This window comes from Streptomyces tubbatahanensis (assembly GCF_022699385.1).
GTDB classification, from domain to species: domain Bacteria; phylum Actinomycetota; class Actinomycetes; order Streptomycetales; family Streptomycetaceae; genus Streptomyces; species Streptomyces diacarni.
This window is the reverse complement of record NZ_CP093846.1, coordinates 5,023,030-5,040,995: the sequence shown is the minus strand read 5'-3', so window position 1 is coordinate 5,040,995 and position 17,966 is coordinate 5,023,030. Positions and strand designations below refer to the sequence as shown.

At 74.3% G+C, this 17,966-nt stretch carries 18 protein-coding genes; 6 read left to right on the top strand and 12 right to left on the bottom strand.

The genetic code is table 11. The features are described from left to right. Positions 1–89 precede the first annotated feature (89 nt). Positions 90–257: a DUF3117 domain-containing protein gene (locus tag MMF93_RS21765; protein ID WP_016469583.1), complete on the bottom strand. Its 168-nt coding sequence runs from the start codon at positions 255–257 to the stop codon at positions 90–92. 307 nt (positions 258–564) lie between these two features. On the opposite strand from MMF93_RS21765, the gene MMF93_RS21760 reads away from it, so the two are divergent. Further along, entirely contained in the window at positions 565–1,353 is a 789-nt protein-coding gene (locus tag MMF93_RS21760; RefSeq protein WP_242754097.1) for an enoyl-CoA hydratase/isomerase family protein, read from the top strand. Positions 1,354–1,462: 109 nt separating this feature from the next. On the opposite strand, the gene MMF93_RS21755 is transcribed toward MMF93_RS21760, so the two are convergent. Next, positions 1,463–2,125: a DNA-3-methyladenine glycosylase I gene (locus MMF93_RS21755; RefSeq protein WP_242754096.1), complete on the bottom strand. Its 663-nt coding sequence runs from the start codon at positions 2,123–2,125 to the stop codon at positions 1,463–1,465. After that, positions 2,122–2,538, bottom strand: coding sequence for a DivIVA domain-containing protein (locus MMF93_RS21750; protein ID WP_242754095.1), 417 nt, complete (start codon positions 2,536–2,538; stop codon positions 2,122–2,124). The genes MMF93_RS21755 and MMF93_RS21750 overlap by 4 nt, the downstream gene beginning before the upstream one ends. A gap of 147 nt (positions 2,539–2,685) precedes the next feature. On the opposite strand from MMF93_RS21750, the gene folP reads away from it, so the two are divergent. After that, positions 2,686–3,579, top strand: a complete 894-nt coding sequence (gene folP, locus MMF93_RS21745) for a dihydropteroate synthase (protein ID WP_242754093.1) — start codon at positions 2,686–2,688, stop codon at positions 3,577–3,579. Positions 3,580–3,631: 52 nt separating this feature from the next. On the opposite strand, the gene MMF93_RS21740 is transcribed toward folP, so the two are convergent. Further along, a complete protein-coding gene (locus tag MMF93_RS21740) occupies positions 3,632–4,378 on the bottom strand; it encodes an LOG family protein (RefSeq protein WP_242754091.1) in 747 nt (248 codons plus the stop codon). A 202-nt stretch (positions 4,379–4,580) separates the two neighbouring features. Further along, positions 4,581–5,660, bottom strand: coding sequence for a succinyl-diaminopimelate desuccinylase (gene dapE / locus MMF93_RS21735; protein WP_242754089.1), 1,080 nt, complete (start codon positions 5,658–5,660; stop codon positions 4,581–4,583). A gap of 173 nt (positions 5,661–5,833) precedes the next feature. On the opposite strand from dapE, the gene MMF93_RS21730 reads away from it, so the two are divergent. Together MMF93_RS21730 and MMF93_RS21725 are read left to right on the top strand one after the other, a co-directional pair. After that, positions 5,834–6,769 carry a VldE C-terminal domain-containing protein gene (locus MMF93_RS21730; protein WP_242757697.1) on the top strand — a complete coding sequence of 312 codons (936 nt, stop codon included), beginning with the start codon at positions 5,834–5,836 and terminating at the stop codon, positions 6,767–6,769. A gap of 308 nt (positions 6,770–7,077) precedes the next feature. Next, on the top strand, positions 7,078–7,485 hold the full coding sequence (locus MMF93_RS21725) for an ATP-binding protein (RefSeq protein ID WP_242754087.1): 408 nt from the start codon (positions 7,078–7,080) through the stop codon (positions 7,483–7,485). A gap of 262 nt (positions 7,486–7,747) precedes the next feature. Here the strand turns inward: MMF93_RS21725 and dapC are convergent, their stop codons facing one another. Further along, positions 7,748–8,845 (bottom strand): succinyldiaminopimelate transaminase, encoded by a 1,098-nt coding sequence (gene dapC, locus MMF93_RS21720; protein ID WP_242754085.1) that lies wholly within the window; start codon positions 8,843–8,845, stop codon positions 7,748–7,750. A 182-nt stretch (positions 8,846–9,027) separates the two neighbouring features. Beyond that, positions 9,028–9,354, bottom strand: coding sequence for a ferredoxin (fdxA, locus tag MMF93_RS21715; RefSeq protein ID WP_016469573.1), 327 nt, complete (start codon positions 9,352–9,354; stop codon positions 9,028–9,030). A 151-nt stretch (positions 9,355–9,505) separates the two neighbouring features. On the opposite strand from fdxA, the gene MMF93_RS21710 reads away from it, so the two are divergent. Both MMF93_RS21710 and MMF93_RS21705 read left to right on the top strand, forming a co-directional pair. Next, the gene (locus MMF93_RS21710) at positions 9,506–10,513 is read left to right on the top strand and encodes a GNAT family N-acetyltransferase (RefSeq protein ID WP_242754083.1); all 1,008 of its coding nucleotides are present in this window, start codon (positions 9,506–9,508) and stop codon (positions 10,511–10,513) included. Position 10,514: 1 nt separating this feature from the next. Next, entirely contained in the window at positions 10,515–11,420 is a 906-nt protein-coding gene (locus MMF93_RS21705; RefSeq protein ID WP_423835489.1) for a transglutaminase-like and tetratricopeptide repeat-containing protein, read from the top strand. 125 nt (positions 11,421–11,545) lie between these two features. Here MMF93_RS21705 and MMF93_RS21700 read toward each other — a convergent pair whose 3' ends face one another. The 5 genes from MMF93_RS21700 to MMF93_RS21680 form a co-directional block, all read right to left on the bottom strand. Beyond that, positions 11,546–12,157, bottom strand: a complete 612-nt coding sequence (locus MMF93_RS21700; protein ID WP_242754082.1) for a response regulator transcription factor — start codon at positions 12,155–12,157, stop codon at positions 11,546–11,548. Then, entirely contained in the window at positions 12,157–13,377 is a 1,221-nt protein-coding gene (locus MMF93_RS21695; protein ID WP_242754081.1) for a sensor histidine kinase, read from the bottom strand. Before MMF93_RS21695 ends, MMF93_RS21700 begins: the two co-directional genes overlap by 1 nt. A gap of 74 nt (positions 13,378–13,451) precedes the next feature. Next, positions 13,452–14,189: an ABC transporter permease gene (locus MMF93_RS21690; RefSeq protein ID WP_242754080.1), complete on the bottom strand. Its 738-nt coding sequence runs from the start codon at positions 14,187–14,189 to the stop codon at positions 13,452–13,454. Further along, on the bottom strand, positions 14,186–15,184 hold the full coding sequence (locus MMF93_RS21685) for an ABC transporter ATP-binding protein (RefSeq protein ID WP_242754079.1): 999 nt from the start codon (positions 15,182–15,184) through the stop codon (positions 14,186–14,188). Before MMF93_RS21685 ends, MMF93_RS21690 begins: the two co-directional genes overlap by 4 nt. Positions 15,185–15,376: 192 nt before the next feature. Beyond that, positions 15,377–17,932, bottom strand: a complete 2,556-nt coding sequence (locus tag MMF93_RS21680; RefSeq protein WP_242754078.1) for a hypothetical protein — start codon at positions 17,930–17,932, stop codon at positions 15,377–15,379. Between the last annotated feature and the right edge of the window lie 34 nt (positions 17,933–17,966).

Sequence of the window (17,966 nt, the reverse complement as noted above, 5' to 3'; positions counted from 1 at the left end):
GCGTGGGACGACAGCGCCCCGGGGCGTACGCGTGCGCGCGTGCGCCCCGGGGCAGCGGTCGTTCTGTGGTGGTCCTGACCGGCTGGTCGTCAGCCGCAGACCTTCTTCAGTTCCTCGCCGAGAGCCGTCGCCTCGTCCGGTGTCAGCTCGACGACGAGTCGCCCACCGCCTTCGAGCGGAACGCGCATGACGATGCCCCGCCCCTCTTTGGTCACCTCGAGCGGGCCGTCACCCGTCCGCGGCTTCATGGCCGCCATGCTCGTTCCCCTTCCTGAACCAGCCGATCGCGCCGTGGGCACGTGAACAGGCGCAGCCTCACCGGCATCGAACACATTGCTTCCCGACCATTATCCCGCATCGCAGGACCCGATGACCAACATCAGTCCGCATCTCTTCCGGCTCGATCACGCACAAAACCGCCCAATGCGGCGATCTGCCTGCGATACTGCCCCGCTCCCGCTCTCCGCTCGACGCCCACCGGTTTGACGCAGGTCACATCCGGCCGCCCCGCCGGCCCCGGTGGGGCCCCTGTCCGGTACCGGCGATCTGGGGGATGCTGAGCGCATGTCCGACACCGTGCGCTACGAAGTGAACGAGGGCCTCGCGACGGTCACCCTCAACCGCCCCGACGCGATGAACGCCCTCGACAACGAGATCAAGAACGCCCTGCGCGACGCCCTCCAGCAGGCCGCCGCCGACCACCAGGTGCGGGCCGTACTGCTCACCGGCAACGGACGGGCCTTCTGCGTCGGCCAGGACCTCAAGGAGCACACGGGGTTCCTGGAACGCAGCGGCGGAAGCGCCCTGACCACGGTCGAGGAGCACTACAACCCGATCACCCTCGCGCTCGCCGGCATGCCCAAACCCGTGGTGGCGGGCGTCAACGGCGTCGCCGCCGGCGCGGGCGCGGGCTTCGCCTTCGCCTGCGACCACCGCGTGATGGCGGACACCGCCGCGTTCAACACCTCCTTCGCCGGGGTCGCCCTGACCGCGGACTCGGGCGTCTCCTGGACCCTGCCGCGGCTGGTCGGCCCCTCACGCGCCGCCGATCTGCTGCTCTTCCCGCGCAACGTCAAGGCCGACGAGGCGCTCCAGCTGGGACTCGTCAACCGGGTCGTGCCCGCCGCCGAACTCGCCGCCGAGGCCGAGGCCGTCGCCCGCCGGCTCGCGCAGGGCCCGACCGCCGCGTACGCGGCGCTCAAGGAGTCGCTGGCCTACGGGTCCTCCCATTCGCTGGCCGAGACCCTCGCCAAGGAGTGCGAACTCCAGATTCAGGTAGGGGATTCGGCCGACCACCGGATCGCCGTCGAGGCCTTCGTGAAGAAGGAGGAGCCCCGCTTCACCGGACGCTGAGAGCCTGCGGCCGCCTCCGCGCCCGGGCCGCCCCGGCACCGGGCGCACACCCCACGGTGCCCGCCCGCACCCCACGGTGCCCGCGCCACTCAGTGCTCGTTCCCCTCGCTCACGTGCGTCCTGTGACCCAGCAGTCCGCCAGGTGGTCGTCGACCAGCCCGCACGCCTGCATCAGCGCGTAGACGGTCGTCGGGCCCACGAACCGGAAACCGCGCTTCTTCAGCTCCTTGGCGAGCGCCGTCGACTCGGGCGTGCTTCCGGGCACCTGGGCCGTCGTCCGCGGCACCGGGCGCCCGGCCGGGTCGGGGGCGTACGACCACACCAGGCGATCCAGCTCGCCGGGCTCCCACGCCGCCGCCACCCGGGCGTTGCCGAGGGCGGCGCGGATCTTGGCGCGGTTGCGCACGATGCCGGGGTCGGCGAGCAGCCGCCGCTCGTCCTCCTCGGTGAACCGCGCGACGTCCTGGATGTGGAACCCCGCGAACGCGGCACGGAACGCCTCCCGCTTCCGCAGGATCGTCAGCCAGGACAGGCCCGACTGGAAGCCCTCCAGGCACAGCCGTTCGTACAGCGCGTCGTCACCGTGCACCGGCCGGCCCCACTCGGTGTCGTGGTACACCGCGTAGTCCTCCGTCGTGCTGCCCCAGGGGCAGCGCAGGCGGCCGTCGGGGCCCGCAACGGCCCCGCCCTCTGCGCCGGTGTCCCCGCCGGTACCGCTACGGGGACCGGCTCCCGTACGCGCGTCGGTGCCGGTGTCCGTGTCGGCGCTCATCGCTCCCCCGCCTCCTGGCCGCCCTGGGCGGGACCCTCCCGCGGCTCTTCCTTCGTCAGGCGGTGGCCCTCGCCCCGGCCCATCGCCACGGCCTGGGCCCCGGCCAGCGCCGACTCCAGCTCGGCGATGCGGGCGTCCCGCTCCGCGAGCTCGGCGCCGAGGCGGTCGAGGACGTCGTCGACCTGGTCCATCCGGTAGCCCCGCACGCCCACGGCGAGGCGCAGCCCCGCCACGTCCGCGTGCGTGGCGGGACGCTCGGGCGGCAGCGGCTCGTCCAGCAGATCCGGCGGGGCGTCGGCCAGGCCACCCGGCGCGCCGCGCGGGGACGCCCCGGACCGCTCGGCACCGGCCACGATGGCGAGCGTGACCGCGGCGACGACCACGACGAGCGAGAGCAACAGGAACACGAACACGGCACGACTCCCCGAGCGATCGCCTGATGATGAGCAGACCCCGATCGTGCCACGGCCCACCGACAGCTATGGTCGGCGGCGGGTATCGGTGCGCAGGCCACGCGGGTGCGGGCCGGGACGGCACCGCGGAGAGGAAGTGGACGGGTGATGCTGCGCCTGGGCACGCGCGAGTTCGGTGAGCACGAGCCGGTGATCATGGCGATCGTGAACCGCACGCCGGATTCCTTCTACGACCGCGGCGCCACCTTCCGCGACGAGCCGGCACTCGACCGGGTGGAACAGGCCGTCGCCGAGGGCGCCGCGATCATCGACATAGGCGGCGTGAAGGCCGGGCCTGGTGACGAGGTCACAGCCGAGGAGGAGGTGCGCCGCACCGTCGGCTTCGTCGCCGAGGTACGGCGGCGCTGGCCCGATGTGGTCATCAGCGTCGACACCTGGCGGCACGAGGTGGGCGAGGCCGTCTGCGAGGCGGGCGCCGACCTGCTCAACGACGCGTGGGGCGGGGTGGACCCGCGGCTGGCCGAGGTCGCGGCACGGTACGGCACCGGCCTGGTGTGCACCCACGCGGGCGGCGCCGAGCCGCGCACCCGCCCGCACCGCACGGTGTACGCGCCGCCGGAACGAGCCCGGGACTCGGGCCCCAGCGGGGTCGTGGACGACATCCTGCGGGTGACGCTCGGCCTGGCCGAACGCGCCGCCGGGCTCGGGGTGCGGCGGGACGGCATCCTCATCGACCCGGGGCACGACTTCGGCAAGTCCACCCGCCACTCGCTCCAGGCGACCCGCGAGCTGGGCCGGATGACGGAGACGGGCTGGCCGGTGCTGGTCTCGCTGTCCAACAAGGACTTCGTGGGCGAGACCCTGGACCGCCCGGTCAAGGAGCGGCTGCTCGGCACGCTGGCCACCACCGCCGTCTCCGCGTGGCTGGGCGCACGGGTCTACCGCGTGCACGAGGTCGCCGAGACGAGGCAGGTCCTGGAGATGGTCGCCTCCATCGCGGGCCACCGCCCCCCGGCGGTGGCCCGCCGGGGCCTGGCCTGACCATCCGCGCGTGCGGGGGCCGGGCTCCAGTCGGCCCGGCGGGGGGCGGCCCTCAGCCGCCGACCTCCTTGGTGACCAGGGTGACGGCCTCCTCGATGTCGTCCGTGACGTGGAAGAGTTCCAGGTCGCGTTCGGACGCCTTGCCGGTGGAGACGACCGAGCCGCGGACCCAGTCGACCAGGCCCTTCCAGTACTCGGTGCCGTACAGCACGATCGGGAAGCGGGTGACCTTCTGCGTCTGGACGAGGGTCAGCGCCTCGAACAGTTCGTCCAGGGTGCCCAGGCCGCCCGGCAGGACGACGAATCCGCTGGCGTACTTGACGAACATCGTCTTGCGGACGAAGAAGTACCGGAAGTTGATGCCGATGTCGACGTACGGGTTCATGCCCTGCTCGAAGGGGAGCTCGATGCCCAGCCCCACCGAGGTCCCGCCCGCCTCCAGGGCGCCCTTGTTGGCGGCCTCCATGGCTCCCGGGCCGCCGCCGGTGATGACCGCGAACCCGGCCTCGGCCAGCGCCTTGCCGATCCGGATGCCCTTGTCGTACTCGGGCGCGTCCTTGGGGGTGCGGGCTGAGCCGAAGACGCTGATGGCGGGGCCGAGTTCGGCCAGGGCGCCGAAGCCCTCCACGAACTCGGACTGGATGCGCATCACCCGCCAGGGGTCCTGGTGGATGAAGTCGGAGGGGCCCGCGGTGTCCAGCAGCCGCTGATCGGTGGTCCCCGGCTGTACCTGTTCGCGGCGGCGCACGACGGGGCCCAGGCGCTGTTCCTTCGGCTCCCTGCCGCTCTTGTCGGTCATGTACGGCTCTCTTTCCGTCTGCGATCTTTCCCGTTCAGGGTAGGCGGACGGCGGGGAAGGCCGTCGGGAAATCGCGCGGCCGCGAGACGACGGCCGGCTGACCGCGAGGTGAAGGGCGGCGAGGTGAGGCGGCGAGGCGAAGGACGGCGAGGTGACGGGCCGGGCCACCCGCGGCAGCGCGCCCGCGGGGCCGCCGGCGCTGTCAGTCGGTGAGCCAGCGGCGCAGCCGCTCCTCGCATCGGGTGATGAGCGCGGTGTCCACCCGTTCGTCCCTCTTGTGGGCGAGTTTCGGGTCGCCGGGACCGTAGTTGACGGCGGGCACGCCCAGCGCGCTGAAGCGGGACACGTCGGTCCAGCCGTACTTGGGGCGCGGGCGGCCGCCGACGGCGTCGAGGAAGGCGCGGGCGGCCGGGTGGGAGAGGCCCGGCAGGGCGCCGGGGGAGCTGTCGTCGACCTCGAACTCGTCCACGCCGCATCCGGCGAAGACCTCGCGCACGTGGTCGAGCGCCTGCTGCTCGTCGCGGTCGGGCGCGTAGCGGTAGTTGACGGTGACGGTGCACAGGTCCGGGATGACGTTGCCGGCCACGCCGCCTTCCACGCGTACGGCGTTGAGGCCTTCGTGGTACTCCAGTCCGTCGATCAGGGGCCGCCGCGGCTCGTAGGCCGCCAGCCGCTGGAGGATCGGGCTCGCGGCGTGGATGGCGTTGGCGCCCATCCAGCCGCGTGCCGAGTGCGCACGGACGCCGCGGGTGCGCAGGTGGACCCTCAGGGTGCCCTGGCAGCCGCCCTCGACCTCGGCCTCCGAGCCCTCCAGCAGGACGGCGAAGTCGCCGGCCAGCCAGTCGGGGTGGGCGTCGGCGATGTGGCCGAGGCCGTTGAGGTGGGCGGCGACCTCCTCGTTGTCGTAGAAGACGAACGTGAGGTCGCGGTTGGGTTCGGGCACGGTCGCGGCGATGCGCAGCTGCACGGCGACGCCGGACTTCATGTCGCTGGTGCCGCAGCCCCACAGCATGCCCTCGTCGTCCAGCCGCGAGGGCAGGTTGTCGGCGATGGGGACGGTGTCGATGTGCCCGGCGAGGATGACGCGTTCGGCGCGGCCGAGGTCGGTGCGGGCCACGACGTTGTTGCCGTGCCGCGTCACCCGCAGGTGCGGCAGCGCGCGCAACGCCTCTTCGACGGCGTCCGCCAGCGCTTTCTCGGTTCCGCTCTCCGAGGGGAAGTCCACGAGCCGCGCGGTGAGCCGGGCGGCGTCCTGCTGGAGGTCGAGTGCGCTGTCGCTCATGGGGCCACCCTACGGTGGGCGCGCCGCGCCGCGCGGTGAGCCCCGGGCGAAACGTCCTGTCTGTTCCAGCGGCTACCTTGGTGCGCGTGCCCCTCTTCGGATCTGATCCCTCCTCGCGCGCGCCCGCACGCGGCAGCCGTGCGACGGGCCGCGGCGTGCTGCTGCGGATCTGTGTGGCCTGCGTCGTGTTGCTCACCGTGGTCGCCTACGTGGCAGTGCGCGGGATGACGGGCGAGGACGCCTCGGTGTGCACGGCCCGTTCCGCCGGCGGCGGTGCCGGTGGTGCCGACGGCACACAGGACGCGCCGTCCTACCGGCTCAAGCCGGTGCAGGCCGCCAACGCGGCGACGATCGCCGCGGTGGCCTCCCGGCGCGGTCTGCCGGGCAGGGCCGTGACGATAGCCCTGGCCACCGCCATGCAGGAGTCCCAGCTGCGCAACATCACCCACGGGGACCGGGATTCGGTCGGCCTCTTCCAGCAGCGCCCCTCGCAGGGCTGGGGCACGGTCACGCAGATCAGCGATCCCGTCTACGCGGTGGGGAAGTTCTACGACCATCTGGTCGACATCCCCGGGTATGCGCGGCTGCCGCTGACCGTGGCGGCCCAGCGGGTGCAGCGCAGCGGCTACCCGCGGGCGTACGCCAAGCACGAGACGAACGCCGCCTTGCTCACGGCCGCGCTCACCGGCCGGGAGGCCGCCACGCTCAACTGCACGGCGGGGGCCCGCGAGAAGGGCGTAAGCGGTGATCCCGCACAGGTGCGGGAGCGGCTGACCAGGGAGTTCGGGCGTGACGTGCTCGCCGACGGCGCCGGCAGCGTCGGTACGTCCGCCGCGGGCGGGGGCAGCGCGCACGGCGTCCGTCCGGCCGGGCACGCCGAGGCGCAGCCGGCGGTGTCGGTTCCGGCCGAGGGGCGGCGCCAGGGCTGGGAGCTGGCGCACTGGGCGGTCGCCAACGCCGAGGGGCTGCACATCACGCGGATCTCGTTCGGGGGACGCGAGTGGAGCGCCGACCGCTCCGGGGAGGGCTGGCGCTCCACGGGGGAGGGTGACGCCAAGGGCGGTGCCTCGCGGGGGCCTGTGCGGCTGCTGCTGGCCGCCGGTCACTAGTACCCACGCTCACTCCTGGGAGGGAAGCCGGTCCACCGCGCGGGCGCGCGGTCGCTCGGGTGACGGTCACCGCGAGGGGTGAAACCGAGCGGGCGAACGGCGCTGGCCGCGGGCCGTTTCGTCTTCTCCGGTACAGGTCAACCGCCGGTGGTAAATGCCCAGTTTGAGGGCTCACGCGGCAAACCTGGTTTGCCAAGCCTTTACCCTCGCTTCCCGCAACCTCCGTGGCGCTCCGGCCGATAGGCACAGCGTCTGACCGGGCGACCCCGGCTGACACGCCAAGAACCCCTCTCCGTCAAAGGAGCACCATGTCCCTCCCCCTCACGCGCCGGATCGCCCGCACCGCGCTGCTGACGGCAGCCGGCGCTGCCACCGTCGTCGGTGCTGCCGGTGCCGCGAGCGCCGTGGAGCTGCCGGCCGCCCCTGTCGGCGGTCTCAGCAACCTGGACGGCGAGGGCGTCGGCAACACGCTGGACAAGACGGCCCGCGACACCACCGAGCTGGCCGGCGAGGCCGGCGGCAGCGCCGTCGAGAAGGCCGTCCCCGCCGCGGGGAAGGCCGTCGGCAGCACGGGCAAGACCGTCGCGCCCGCCGCGCAGTCCCTCGCGGGGAACACCGCCGGCGAGGCCGGTGACCTGCTCGGCGACACCGCGTCCTCGGCGACGGGCAAGGGCCTGCCCTCCACCGGCAACCTGGGGGGCCTCCCCCTCGGTTGATCCGCGAGGACGCGCGGCGCGGCCCTCGCCACGCCGGCTGCTCACCGCTCGGACGCGTGGGTTCCGGGGCTCCGGAACCCCGCCGGGCCCCGGCCCCCGCGCTCCACGAACCCGCGCCCGCACGCTCGGCACACGACAAGGGCCGCCCGAACCTCCATGGCCGGGCGGCCCTTTCGTGTGTTCAGCGCTCGCGCGTGCTCAGCCCGCACCCCGCGCATGCTCAGCCCTCGCGCGTGCTCGCGCGGTGGGACCGGTGGCCGGCTCAGCCCTTCAGCCGGCTGACCGCCGCGTTCACGCGCTCGTCCGTCGCCGTGAGGGCGACGCGGACGTGGCTCTCCCCCGCGGGCCCGTAGAAGTCACCCGGGGCGACGAGGATGCCCTGGTCCGCGAGGCTGCCCACCGTGTCCCAGCAGGACTCCTCGCGCGTCGCCCACAGGTACAGCGACGCCTCGCTGTGCTCGATGCGGAATCCGGCGGCCTCGAGCGCCCCGCGCAGCGCGGTGCGGCGCGCACGGTAGCGGTCGCGCTGCGCGGCGACGTGGGTGTCGTCGCCGAGGGCGGCGACGGTCGCCGCCTGCACGGGTGCGGGCGTCATCATCCCGCCGTGCTTGCGGATCTGGAGCAGTTCGCCGAGGACGGCGGCGTCGCCCGCGATGAACGCGGCGCGGTATCCGGCGAGGTTGGAGCGCTTGGAGAGGGAGTGGACGGCCACGATGCCCTCGTGGCTGCCGCCGCACACGTCGGGGTGGAGGACGGAGACGGGTTCCGCCTCCCAGCCGAGCTCCAGGTAGCACTCGTCGCTGAGGACGAGGATGCCCCTCTCGCGGGCCCAGGCGACGACGGCGCGGAGCTTCTCGGCGGGCAGCACCTGGCCCGTGGGGTTGGACGGGGAGTTGAGCCACAGCAGCTTGAGCCCGGCGGGGTCGAGTTCCAGCGGGTCGTCGTAGGCGACGTACTCGGCGCGGGCGAGCCGTGCCCCGACCTCGTAGGTGGGGTAGGCGAGCCGGGGGAAGGCGACCCGGTCACCGGGGCCGAGGCCGAGCTGGGTGGGCAGCCAGGCCACGAGTTCCTTGGAACCGACGACGGGCAGGACGTTGCGTTCCGTCATTCCGCGCGCCCCCAGGCGGCGCTCGCACCATCCGGTGAGCGCGTCCCGCAGCTGACGCGTGCCCCACACGGTGGGGTAGCCGGGGGTGTCGGCGGCTTCGGTGAGCGCTTGCCGGATCAGCGGCGGCACCGGGTCGACGGGGGTGCCGACGGACAGGTCGACGATGCCGTCGGGGTGCTGGGCGGCTGTGGTCTTGTACGGCTCTAGCCGGTCCCAGGGGAAGGTGGGGAGGCGGTCGGAGACGGAGGGCATGGGGCTCACTTTCTGGGGAGACGGCCGCCTGGGGAGACGGCCGCCTGGGGAGGGCAGCCGCCTGGGGCAACAGCCGCAGCAACGCCGCGGTCCCGCACGAGCGGACGCGTGGGACCGACGTACGGGACCGGGGGTCGAGGAGCCGCCGTGGAGCGGCTCGCTCGTCGTTCAGGCGACGTGGCTCACTCGTCGTGTTCCTGCGGCGGGAGCGCGGCGATGAGCGGGTGGTCCTTCTCGATCAGACCGAGCTTGCTGGCGCCGCCGGGCGAGCCGAGGTCGTCGAAGAACTCGACGTTCGCCTTGTAGTAGTCCTTCCACTCCTCGGGAGTGTCATCCTCGTAGAAGATGGCCTCGACCGGGCAGACAGGCTCGCAGGCACCGCAGTCGACGCACTCGTCCGGATGGATGTACAAGGACCGCTGGCCCTCGTAGATGCAGTCGACGGGGCACTCCTCGATGCAGGCCTTGTCCTTCAGGTCGACGCAAGGCTCCGCGATGACGTACGTCACGCTGTCGTTCCTCCTCGTTAGGGCTGGCGGGCCGGTGCACCGGCTCCGCCGCGGGCGCGCGGGAGCGCTGTTTCGCTTCGGACGGCGGCGATGCCCACACCTAGTATCTCCGTTCCCGGACACAAGACGAACAGGAGGGGCGGATAGAGCTGTGGAATTCACCACTGGCGGACGCTTGGAGGTCCGCATCACCCCTTCCGACGTGGGAGAACGTGTGTCGGTGCGGTCGTTGACGGGCGCCGGCGAGCGCCGCGGGCGGTTCACGGACACCCTCGGCATTCTCACATCGTGGAAGGGCGGCGTGCTCGGTATCACGCGGCGCGATGGTAAGCACGTGGAGATCGAGGAAGCGTCCATGGTCGCCGGAAAGGTGGTACCCCGCACGCCCGCGCGCCGCCGGGGGATACCCGCGGCCGACGTGGCGGAAGTCGTCGCTGTGGCGGCCCGCGGCTGGCCACCGGCCGAGTCGCGGCGGCTGGGCGGCTGGACGCTCCGTGCCGCCGGCGGGTTCACCACGCGGGCGAACTCGGTGCTGCCCTCCGGCGATCCCGGGCTGCCGCTGGACGACGCGCTGGCCGAGGCCACCGCCTGGTACGCCGAGCGGGGGCTGCCGGTCCGGATCCAGGTGGCGGCCGAGGAGCACGCGCTGCTGGAGCGGGAGTTGCGCGAGCGCGGCTGGACGGCCGAGCGGCACGCGCTCGTCCGGGTGGGCGCGCTCGCGCCGCTCGCCGACCGGGAGCCCGACGCCCGGGTGCTGCTGCACCGCGAACCGGACGAGCGGTGGGTCTCGCTCTACCGCCGGGCGGACGACGGCGGGCTGACTCCAGCGGCGCGCGAGGTGCTGGCGGGCGGCCCGTCCGTGTGGTTCGCGACGGTGCCCGACGAGCGGGAGCCGAGCGGCACACCGGCCGCGATCGGGCGGTGCGTGGTGGACGGCCGCTGGGCGGGGTTCGCGGGCGTCGAGGTCGCCTCGGCGCACCGCCGCCAGGGGCTGGCGCGGGCGGTCATGGCCGAGCTGGCGCGGGCCGCGCTGGCCGAGGGCGCCTCGGCCGCCTACCTCCAGGTGGAGCGGGACAACGCGCCCGCCCGTGCGCTCTACGACACGCTGGGCTTCGCCGACCACCACGCGTACCACTACCTGCGCACCCCGCGGGACTGACATGGCGGCCGGAGACGGAACCCAGGGTGCGGGTGAGGGCGTGCCAGAGGTGCCCGACGTGGTCAGGCAGCGGTTCGCCGAGGCGGCGCGGGAGGAAGGGCCCGACCTGGCGACGCTGTGCCTGCTGGTCGGTGCCGAGGCGGCGCTGCGCGGAAAGGGCGCCGCGCAGGACGTGTCCGCCCTCGAGCGGGTCGTGGACCAGGGGCAGGCGGAGCTCGACCGGCTGGCCGGGCTGCTTCCGTACGAGCGCGGCCGCGCCCCGGCGGCGTGGGCGAGCGCCCTGCGCCGGCTGCTGGGCGAAGAGCTCGGGTTCCGCGGCGCCGCCCCCGACTACCAGCGGCTGGCCTCCTCGCTGCTGCCCGAGGTGCTGCGGCGGCGGCGCGGGCTGCCGATCCTGCTGTCGGTGGTCTGGACGGAGGTGGCGCGGCGTGCCGGTGCCCCGGTGTACGGGGTGGCGCTGCCGGGGCACTTCGTCGTCGGCTTCGGGGACCCGCGCGGGCACCACGTGCTGGCCGACCCGTTCGCGGGCGGGGCACAGCTGGGCGAAGCGGAGCTGTCCGTGATGGTCGCCGGGGCCACGGGCGGGGCCCCGCTGTCGGCCGCCTCCTTCCAGCCCGCGGGGGCGCTGGAGACGGTGCTGCGGGTTTTGAACAACATCCGTGCGTGGGCCGCCCGCCGCCCCGAGCAGACGGGGGTGCGGCTGTGGGCGGTCGAGCTGTCCCTGCTGCTGCCGCACCATCCGGGCAGGCTCCGCTTCGAGCGGGCGCAGCTGCTGGTGGAGCGGGGGGAGTTCGCGCGGGGCGCCCGGGAGATGGAGGGTTACGCCGATGTCGTCGCGGCGATGGAGCCGAACGCGGCGGAGAACATCCGCCGCGCGGCCCGAGCGGCACGGGCCCGGTTGAACTGACGTTCCACTCGAGGGCGTACGCCGGCGGGCGGACGTCCCCAACGGCCGGGCGCGCCGGCCTCGGCGTGCTCGGCGTGCTCGGTGTGCTCGGTGTGCTCGGCGTGCTCGGCGTGCTCGGCGTGCCGCTACAGCCAGCCCCGGTCGCGGGCGATGCGGGCGGCCTCCGTGCGGTTGCGCGCGCCGGTCTTGTGGATGGCCGTGGACAGGTAGTTGCGGACGGTGCCGTGCGAGAGGTGCAGCCTGGCCGCGATCTCGGCGTTGCCCGCGCCCTCGCGTGCCGCGCCGAGCACGTCGCACTCCCGTTCGGTCAGCGGGCTGGCGCCCTGTGCGAGCGCCGCGGCGGCCAGCCCGGGGTCGATGACGCGCTCCCCCGCCAGCACCCGGCGTACGGCGTCGGCGAGTTGGGCGGCGGGGGCGTCCTTGACCAGGAAGGCGTCGGCGCCCGCCTCCATGGCTCTGCGCAGGTATCCGGGCCTGCCGAACGTGGTGAGGATGACGACCTTCAGGTCCGGATGGTCGAAGCGCAGTCCCTCCAGCGCGTCCAGGCCGCTGAGGCCCGGCATCTCGATGTCGAGGAGGGCGACGTCGGGGCGGTGCTCGGCGACCGCGTCCGGCACCTCGTCACCGCGCCCGACCTGGGCGGCGATCTCGATGTCCGGCTCCAGGCCGAGCAGCGCCGCGAGCGCCTCGCGGACCATGACCTGATCCTCGGCGAGCAGCAGTCTGATCACGCGCATCAGGGTAGCGAGGGCACCGTGGCCCGCAGCGTGAAGCCCCCGCCGGGCCCGGCCGAGGTCGAAAGGGACCCGTCGACGAGTGCCAGCCGCTCGCGCAGTCCGTTCAGCCCGTTGCCCGCCCCGGCGCCGGAGGGTCCCTTGCCGTCGTCGCTGACGGTGAGGTGCAGCGTGGCCGCCTCGCCGGTGCCGAACGCGACCGTGCAGCGCCGCGCGCCGCTGTGCCGCACGACGTTGGTGACGGCCTCGCGCAGCGCCCACGCCAGCGCCCCCTCGGTCGCGGAGGCCAGCGGGAGAGACGGTGCGCCGTGGGGCAGTTCGGCGGTGATGCCCGCCGTGTCGAGCGCGGTACGGGCGCCGGCGAGTTCGACGGCGAGGGTGGGGCGCCGGTAGCCGCTGACCGCCTCGCGTACGTCGACGAGCGCCTGTCTGCTGACCCGTTCGATGTCGGCGATCTGTTCGGCGGCGCGCTCGGGGTGAGCGGGCAGCATCCGCCCCGCGAGCTCGCTCTTGAGGGTCACCAGGGACAGCGAGTGCCCGAGCAGGTCGTGCAGGTCGCGGGCGAGCCGCAGGCGCTCCTCGCTGGCCGCCAGTTCGGCGACGGCGGCCCGGGCCCTGCGCAGCTCGCGCAGCGTGCGCACGGTCTTGCGAGCGGACATCAGCGCGAAGCCGCCCAGTACGGCGGGGACCACGAACGCGGTCCACGGCCCCCACCACGGCCGCGCCCCGAAGCCGGTGCCGATCACCGCCAGCGCCAGCACGCACGCGCCCACGCTCCAGGCGGCCCGCGCCACCGGCAGCACCGCGCCGGAGGCGACCGCGACGTAGACGAACAGGACCAGCCAGCCCTGGCCGACGGTCAGGGACAGCGCGCAGGCGAGCGCGAACAGGAGCGCCACGAGGGCGTGCACGGTCCGGCTGGGCAGCGGGGAGCTGGTGTGGCGGAAGACGAGCCCCGCGTAGACGGCGACGAACACGGCGAGCATCGCGCTCCCCCACACGGTGGCGCCCGTGCCGAGCCGGCCCGAGCACAGGTCCGTCAGCGGTCCGCCGAGGAAGACCATCCACACCAGGATCATGAGGGCCTTGCGCAGCTGCTGGCGCCTGGTGGCCGGCGGCTCCGCGACGGCCACCAGGCGCCCTCCCCCCTCGGACGGCGCGCCGCCCCCCTCCCCCGCGGCGGCGCCGCTCACGGCGTGGGCCCCTTCGGCGGTCCGGGCCATGACGCGGCTCCTCCTTCGAGTGCGGGGGCTACGGGCGGCGCACGCGCGGCCGGCCGGTTGCGTGCGGGTGCGGCTCACGCCTTGCGGGTGTCCCTGCGGTAGAGCCAGGCCGCCGCTGAGGCGAAGAGTACGAGATAGCCGGCCAGCAGCCCCACGTCCCCCAGGTGGGGCGCATGGCCCGCCTCGACCGCCTGGCCCAGCGCCGTGTAGGCGTGGGTGGGCACCCATGCGCCGATGTCCCGCACCCAGCCGGGGAGGCTGGAGCTGGGCAGCCACAGCCCGCCGAGGAACGCGAGCCCGAAGTAGAAGAGCATGGTCAGCGGCCGTACGGCGTCCCCCGTCGCCAGGTAGCCGATGGCCACGCCCAGCGCGGCGAAGACGAAGCTGCCCGCCCAGGAGCTCAGGCCGACGGCCACCCACTGCCAGGCGTCGAGCCGCACGCCCATCGCGACGGCTCCGGTGAGCAGGACCAGGACGATGGACGGCAGGCTGACCGTGGCGGCCGAGGCGATCTTCGCCGCCACGTAGCCGCGGCCCGGCAGCGCCGTCAGCCGCAACTGCCGTACCCACCCTGCCTCCCTCTCCCTGGCGATGCGCTCGCTGTTGCCCATCAGGACGGCGGTCATCGCCCCGAAGGCGGCCATCGCGACCATGTAGTAGAGGCTCAGGTCGATGTCGAGTCCGGGCATCCTGGCGTTCGAGTTGCTGCCGGCGATCAGCACGTAGAGGGCGGGCGGGTAGATCACCGAGAAGAACATGAACTTCTTGTTGCGCAGCGCCCGGGTGATCTCCAGCCGGATGAGGGTCTTCACTTGGCGTCCGCCTTCCGGTGCGGGGAGGAGAGGGGGGTGGTCGCGGGTGCGGGCTCCGCGCCCGGGGGGTGGGGCGCGTCGGCGCGGGCGGTGAGGGCCACGAACGCCTGCTCGAGGCCGAGGGCGGTGACCTCCAGGTCGCGCGGGTAGAGGCCGAGCGCGTAGGCGGCGTGCACGGTGGCGTCCGCGTCGGCCGAACGCAGCCTCACCACGGCGCCGGACAGCTCCAGTTCGGTGACCCCTGGCAGGGCTCGCAGCTGCGCCTCCAGGACGCCGTCGGGCACCGCGTCCAGCGTGAAGCCGACCCTGCGCACGCCCGCCATGGCCTTGATCTCGGCCGCGCTGCCGTCGGCCAGCAGCCGCCCCCGGTGCAGCACCAGCACCCGGTCGGCGACCTCGTCGGCCTCCTCGAGGTAGTGGGTGGCGAACAGCACGGTGCGGCCCTGCGCCGCCTGGGCGCGCATCTCGGACCAGAAGGAGCGCCGTGCCGTGACGTCCATGCCGGTGGTGGGCTCGTCCAGGACGAGCAGGTCGCTGTCCCCCGCGGTCGCGAGCGCGAACCGCACCCGCTGCTCCTGGCCGCCGGACAGCTTGCCGACCATCCGCTCGGCGATGCCGGTCAGTCCCGCGTCGGCGAGCACCTGTCCGACGGGGCGGCCGCGCGGGTGCAGCCCGCAGGCGAGCGCGACGAGTTCACGGACGCGTACGCCGTCCATCAGCCCGCCGGACTGGAGCATCGCGCCCACCCGTCCGCCGGTGACCGCCTGCCGCGGCGTGGTGCCGAACAGCCGTACCCGGCCGCCCTGGTCGGGGGTGCGCAGTCCGAGGAGCAGGTCGAGGGTGGTGGACTTGCCCGCCCCGTTCGGGCCGAGGAGGGCGACGGTCTGCCCGGCCTGGAGGCTGACGGTCAGCCCGTCGAGGGCGCGGACGCTCCCGTAGGTCTTGCCGGCTGCGGAGAACTCCACGGCGGGTGTGGTGGCCTGCGTCGATGTCATGTTCCCAGCCTCGCGGCGGGGAGGGGCAAGCGGCAGTGCCGACGGTCGCGTCCTTCGGCTGACAGATGTCACTTCCCGCGGGTGACACGCGGTCCCCGGCACACGGCAAAGCGCCCCGCCGGTACGGCGGGGCGCCTCGGCGCGCTCGGGTGCCGCCTCAGGGACGGGGCGGCGCGGCCTGGGGCGACGGCCTCACTGGGAGACGGAGCCCGGCACCTTGGCCACCCGCTGCCCGGGCTCGGGCGGCGCCTTCTCGCTCAGGGCCTTCACCATGGCGACGGCCGCGTGCTTCGGCGTCATCTTGACCGTGCCGGCGCCCGCCTTTATCACCACGTTGTCGAAGGCCGACCCGTAGGTCGCCGCCAGCTTGTCGGTGTCGATGACCGGCTGGAGTGTTCCGCTGCCACCGGGGCGCATCGTCAGGAAGGTACCGAGCGTCTTCTGGCTGAAGGGCACCTTCACATCGCCCGCCTCCAGCCAGACCCAGCCGGACATCGCGGTCCGCCCGAACCCCTTGACCGCCTTGTCCAGATCGGCCTGGGTCACCTTGGGCTTGCGTACCGAACCCGGCAGCTCCACCGGCTCGTTCTCGCCGGAGACGGCCCGCTCCTCGAACGCCTGCTCAAGCGCGTCGGGCGCCTTGGCGATGTCGACGACCTTGTGTGCGGTGCCCTTGACCGCGACGGCCTTGCCGCCGGTGAACTTCACCATGCCCTCGGAGGGCGACGTCGCCTCGGCCTTCTTCACGAGGGGCCCCAGCGCCGACCGCACCTTCGCATCGTCCACCTTGACGGCCGGCTCCGCCTCGCGGGACTGGCCGAACAGGGAGCCGATGACGGAGACCGGGTTGTAGTCGCGGCCCGCGGCGGCGCGCACGGTCGCCTCGTTGTCCAGCGTCACGCCCGCCACGCTCGGCTTGAGCTTCTCGCTGCCGCCGCTCGTCTTGATCGTGAACGGTTTCCTCGTCCGCTCACCGAGCGCGGAGTCCAGCTTGTTGACGGCCTCGTGCTTGCTCAGGCCGCCGATCTCCACCCCGAGGACCGTCGTGCCCTTGGGCACGTCCGCGTGGTCCAGCAGCAGCCCCGTGCCGTAGGCGACGCCGAGCACGCCGACGACCGCGACCCCCGCCAGGACGAGCTTCGAACGGCCGCCCTTGCGCGCCGGTTTCGCGGCCCTGTTCGCCTGCGGGGCCGCCGCGCCACCGGTGGGCACGGGCGACGGGGACGACGCCCCCTGGCCCGGGGCCGCCGGGCCGCCCTCGGGCCCGGCCTGCGGGACGCCGCTGACCATGGTGTCGCTCGAGCGCCGCTCGCCGTCGCCACCTGCCGCGGCGCCGGGGGCGGTCTCGTCCGCGCCGCCCGGGGCGAACGTGCCAGGGCCCGTGCCCAGACCGAGCGTCGAACTGACCGGCGACTCGCCGGCGGGGGCACCGGGGCCGCCCGGGCCCCCGGGTCCCGAGGGCGCGCCGGCGCCGGGAACGGCCGGGATACCGGACGGCGGTGTGCCCGAGGGGCCGGAACCGGGGGCTCCGGGACCGGAGTCGGCGCCCGGCCCTGAGGGGGCGCGGTGGGCGCCGGTGTCCTCGTGCCCGTGCCCGTGCCCCGCGCTCGTAGCCGGGCCGCGCTCACCGAACGGGTCCGGCTTCGAGGCACCGTCCGGCTGCGTCCCCTGGCCGAAGGCGTCCAGCCCGGAGGCGCCACGCTCCGGGGCGCCGCCCTGGCCGGACCCGAAGGGCCCGTTCGCACCCGGCGGCCGCCCGGCCGCGGGGCCGCTGCCGGCGCCGAAGAACCCGTCCGCACCGAAGTCCTGGCCGGTTCCTGGGGTCTGGCCGGTTCCTGGGGTCTGGCCGGTTCCTGGGGTCTGGCCGGTTCCTGGGGTCTGGCCGGGGCCCGGGGGCCGGCCCGCCCCGTATGCCGGGCCGGTTCCCATGCCGGGGTCCGTGTCCGGCGCGGCGAGCGGTCCCGCGCCCGTGCCGGAAGGCCCGGGGCCTGTCATGTCGCCGGTGACCGGGCCGGTCGTCGGCCCCGCGGGTGCGCCGGAGCCCACCTGCGGGACACCCTCGGGGGGCGTGTCCGCCGGGCCGGGCAGCCGGTGCGTGCCGGTCGTCTCGGGCGCGGGACCGCCGGGGCCGCCGCCGGAGGCGGGGCCGGGCGGCGCGCTGCGCGGGGGCTTGCGCGGAGAGAACCAGTCGCTGGTCTGCTGGGTGAAGCTCCCCTCGGGCTCGGCGGGCCCGTCGCCCTGCGGGGAACCGGAGTTCGCACCTGCTGAGGGACGGCCCTCGGCACCCGCGGGTCCTCTCTCCTGGCCGGACGCACCCGGCCCGGCCGAGGCGGCGGCCGCGCCACCCGGCGCGGCGGGCCCGGACGGTGGCGGTCCCGCGGGCCCGGGAGGGGGCGGTCCGCCGCCCGTCGCGCGCTTGCCCGCGCCCAGGTCGGGCGCTGACGCGCCGCCCTTGGTGCTGCCCTTGTCGGCGCCGCCGGGCTTGCCGCCCTCGTTCTCGTCGCCGACCGGGGTGCGCATCACCACGGGCGGGATGGGCCGCGACCCGGGGATGTTGATGCGGATGCGGGTGGTGAGCGTCGTCTCGGTCTTCGGCTCGTCCGGCTTCGACCCGGCTGCCGGATCGGTTCCCCGGCCCTCCTGGTCCGCGCCGGAGCCCGAGGTGCCGTACGGCTCCGTCCCCGAGGGGTACGACGAACCGCCGCGCCGCTTGGGCCCGGAGGACGAACTGTCAGTTTCACGACTCAAAGCAGGTACTCCCGGATGGATTCGCCGTCTTCCC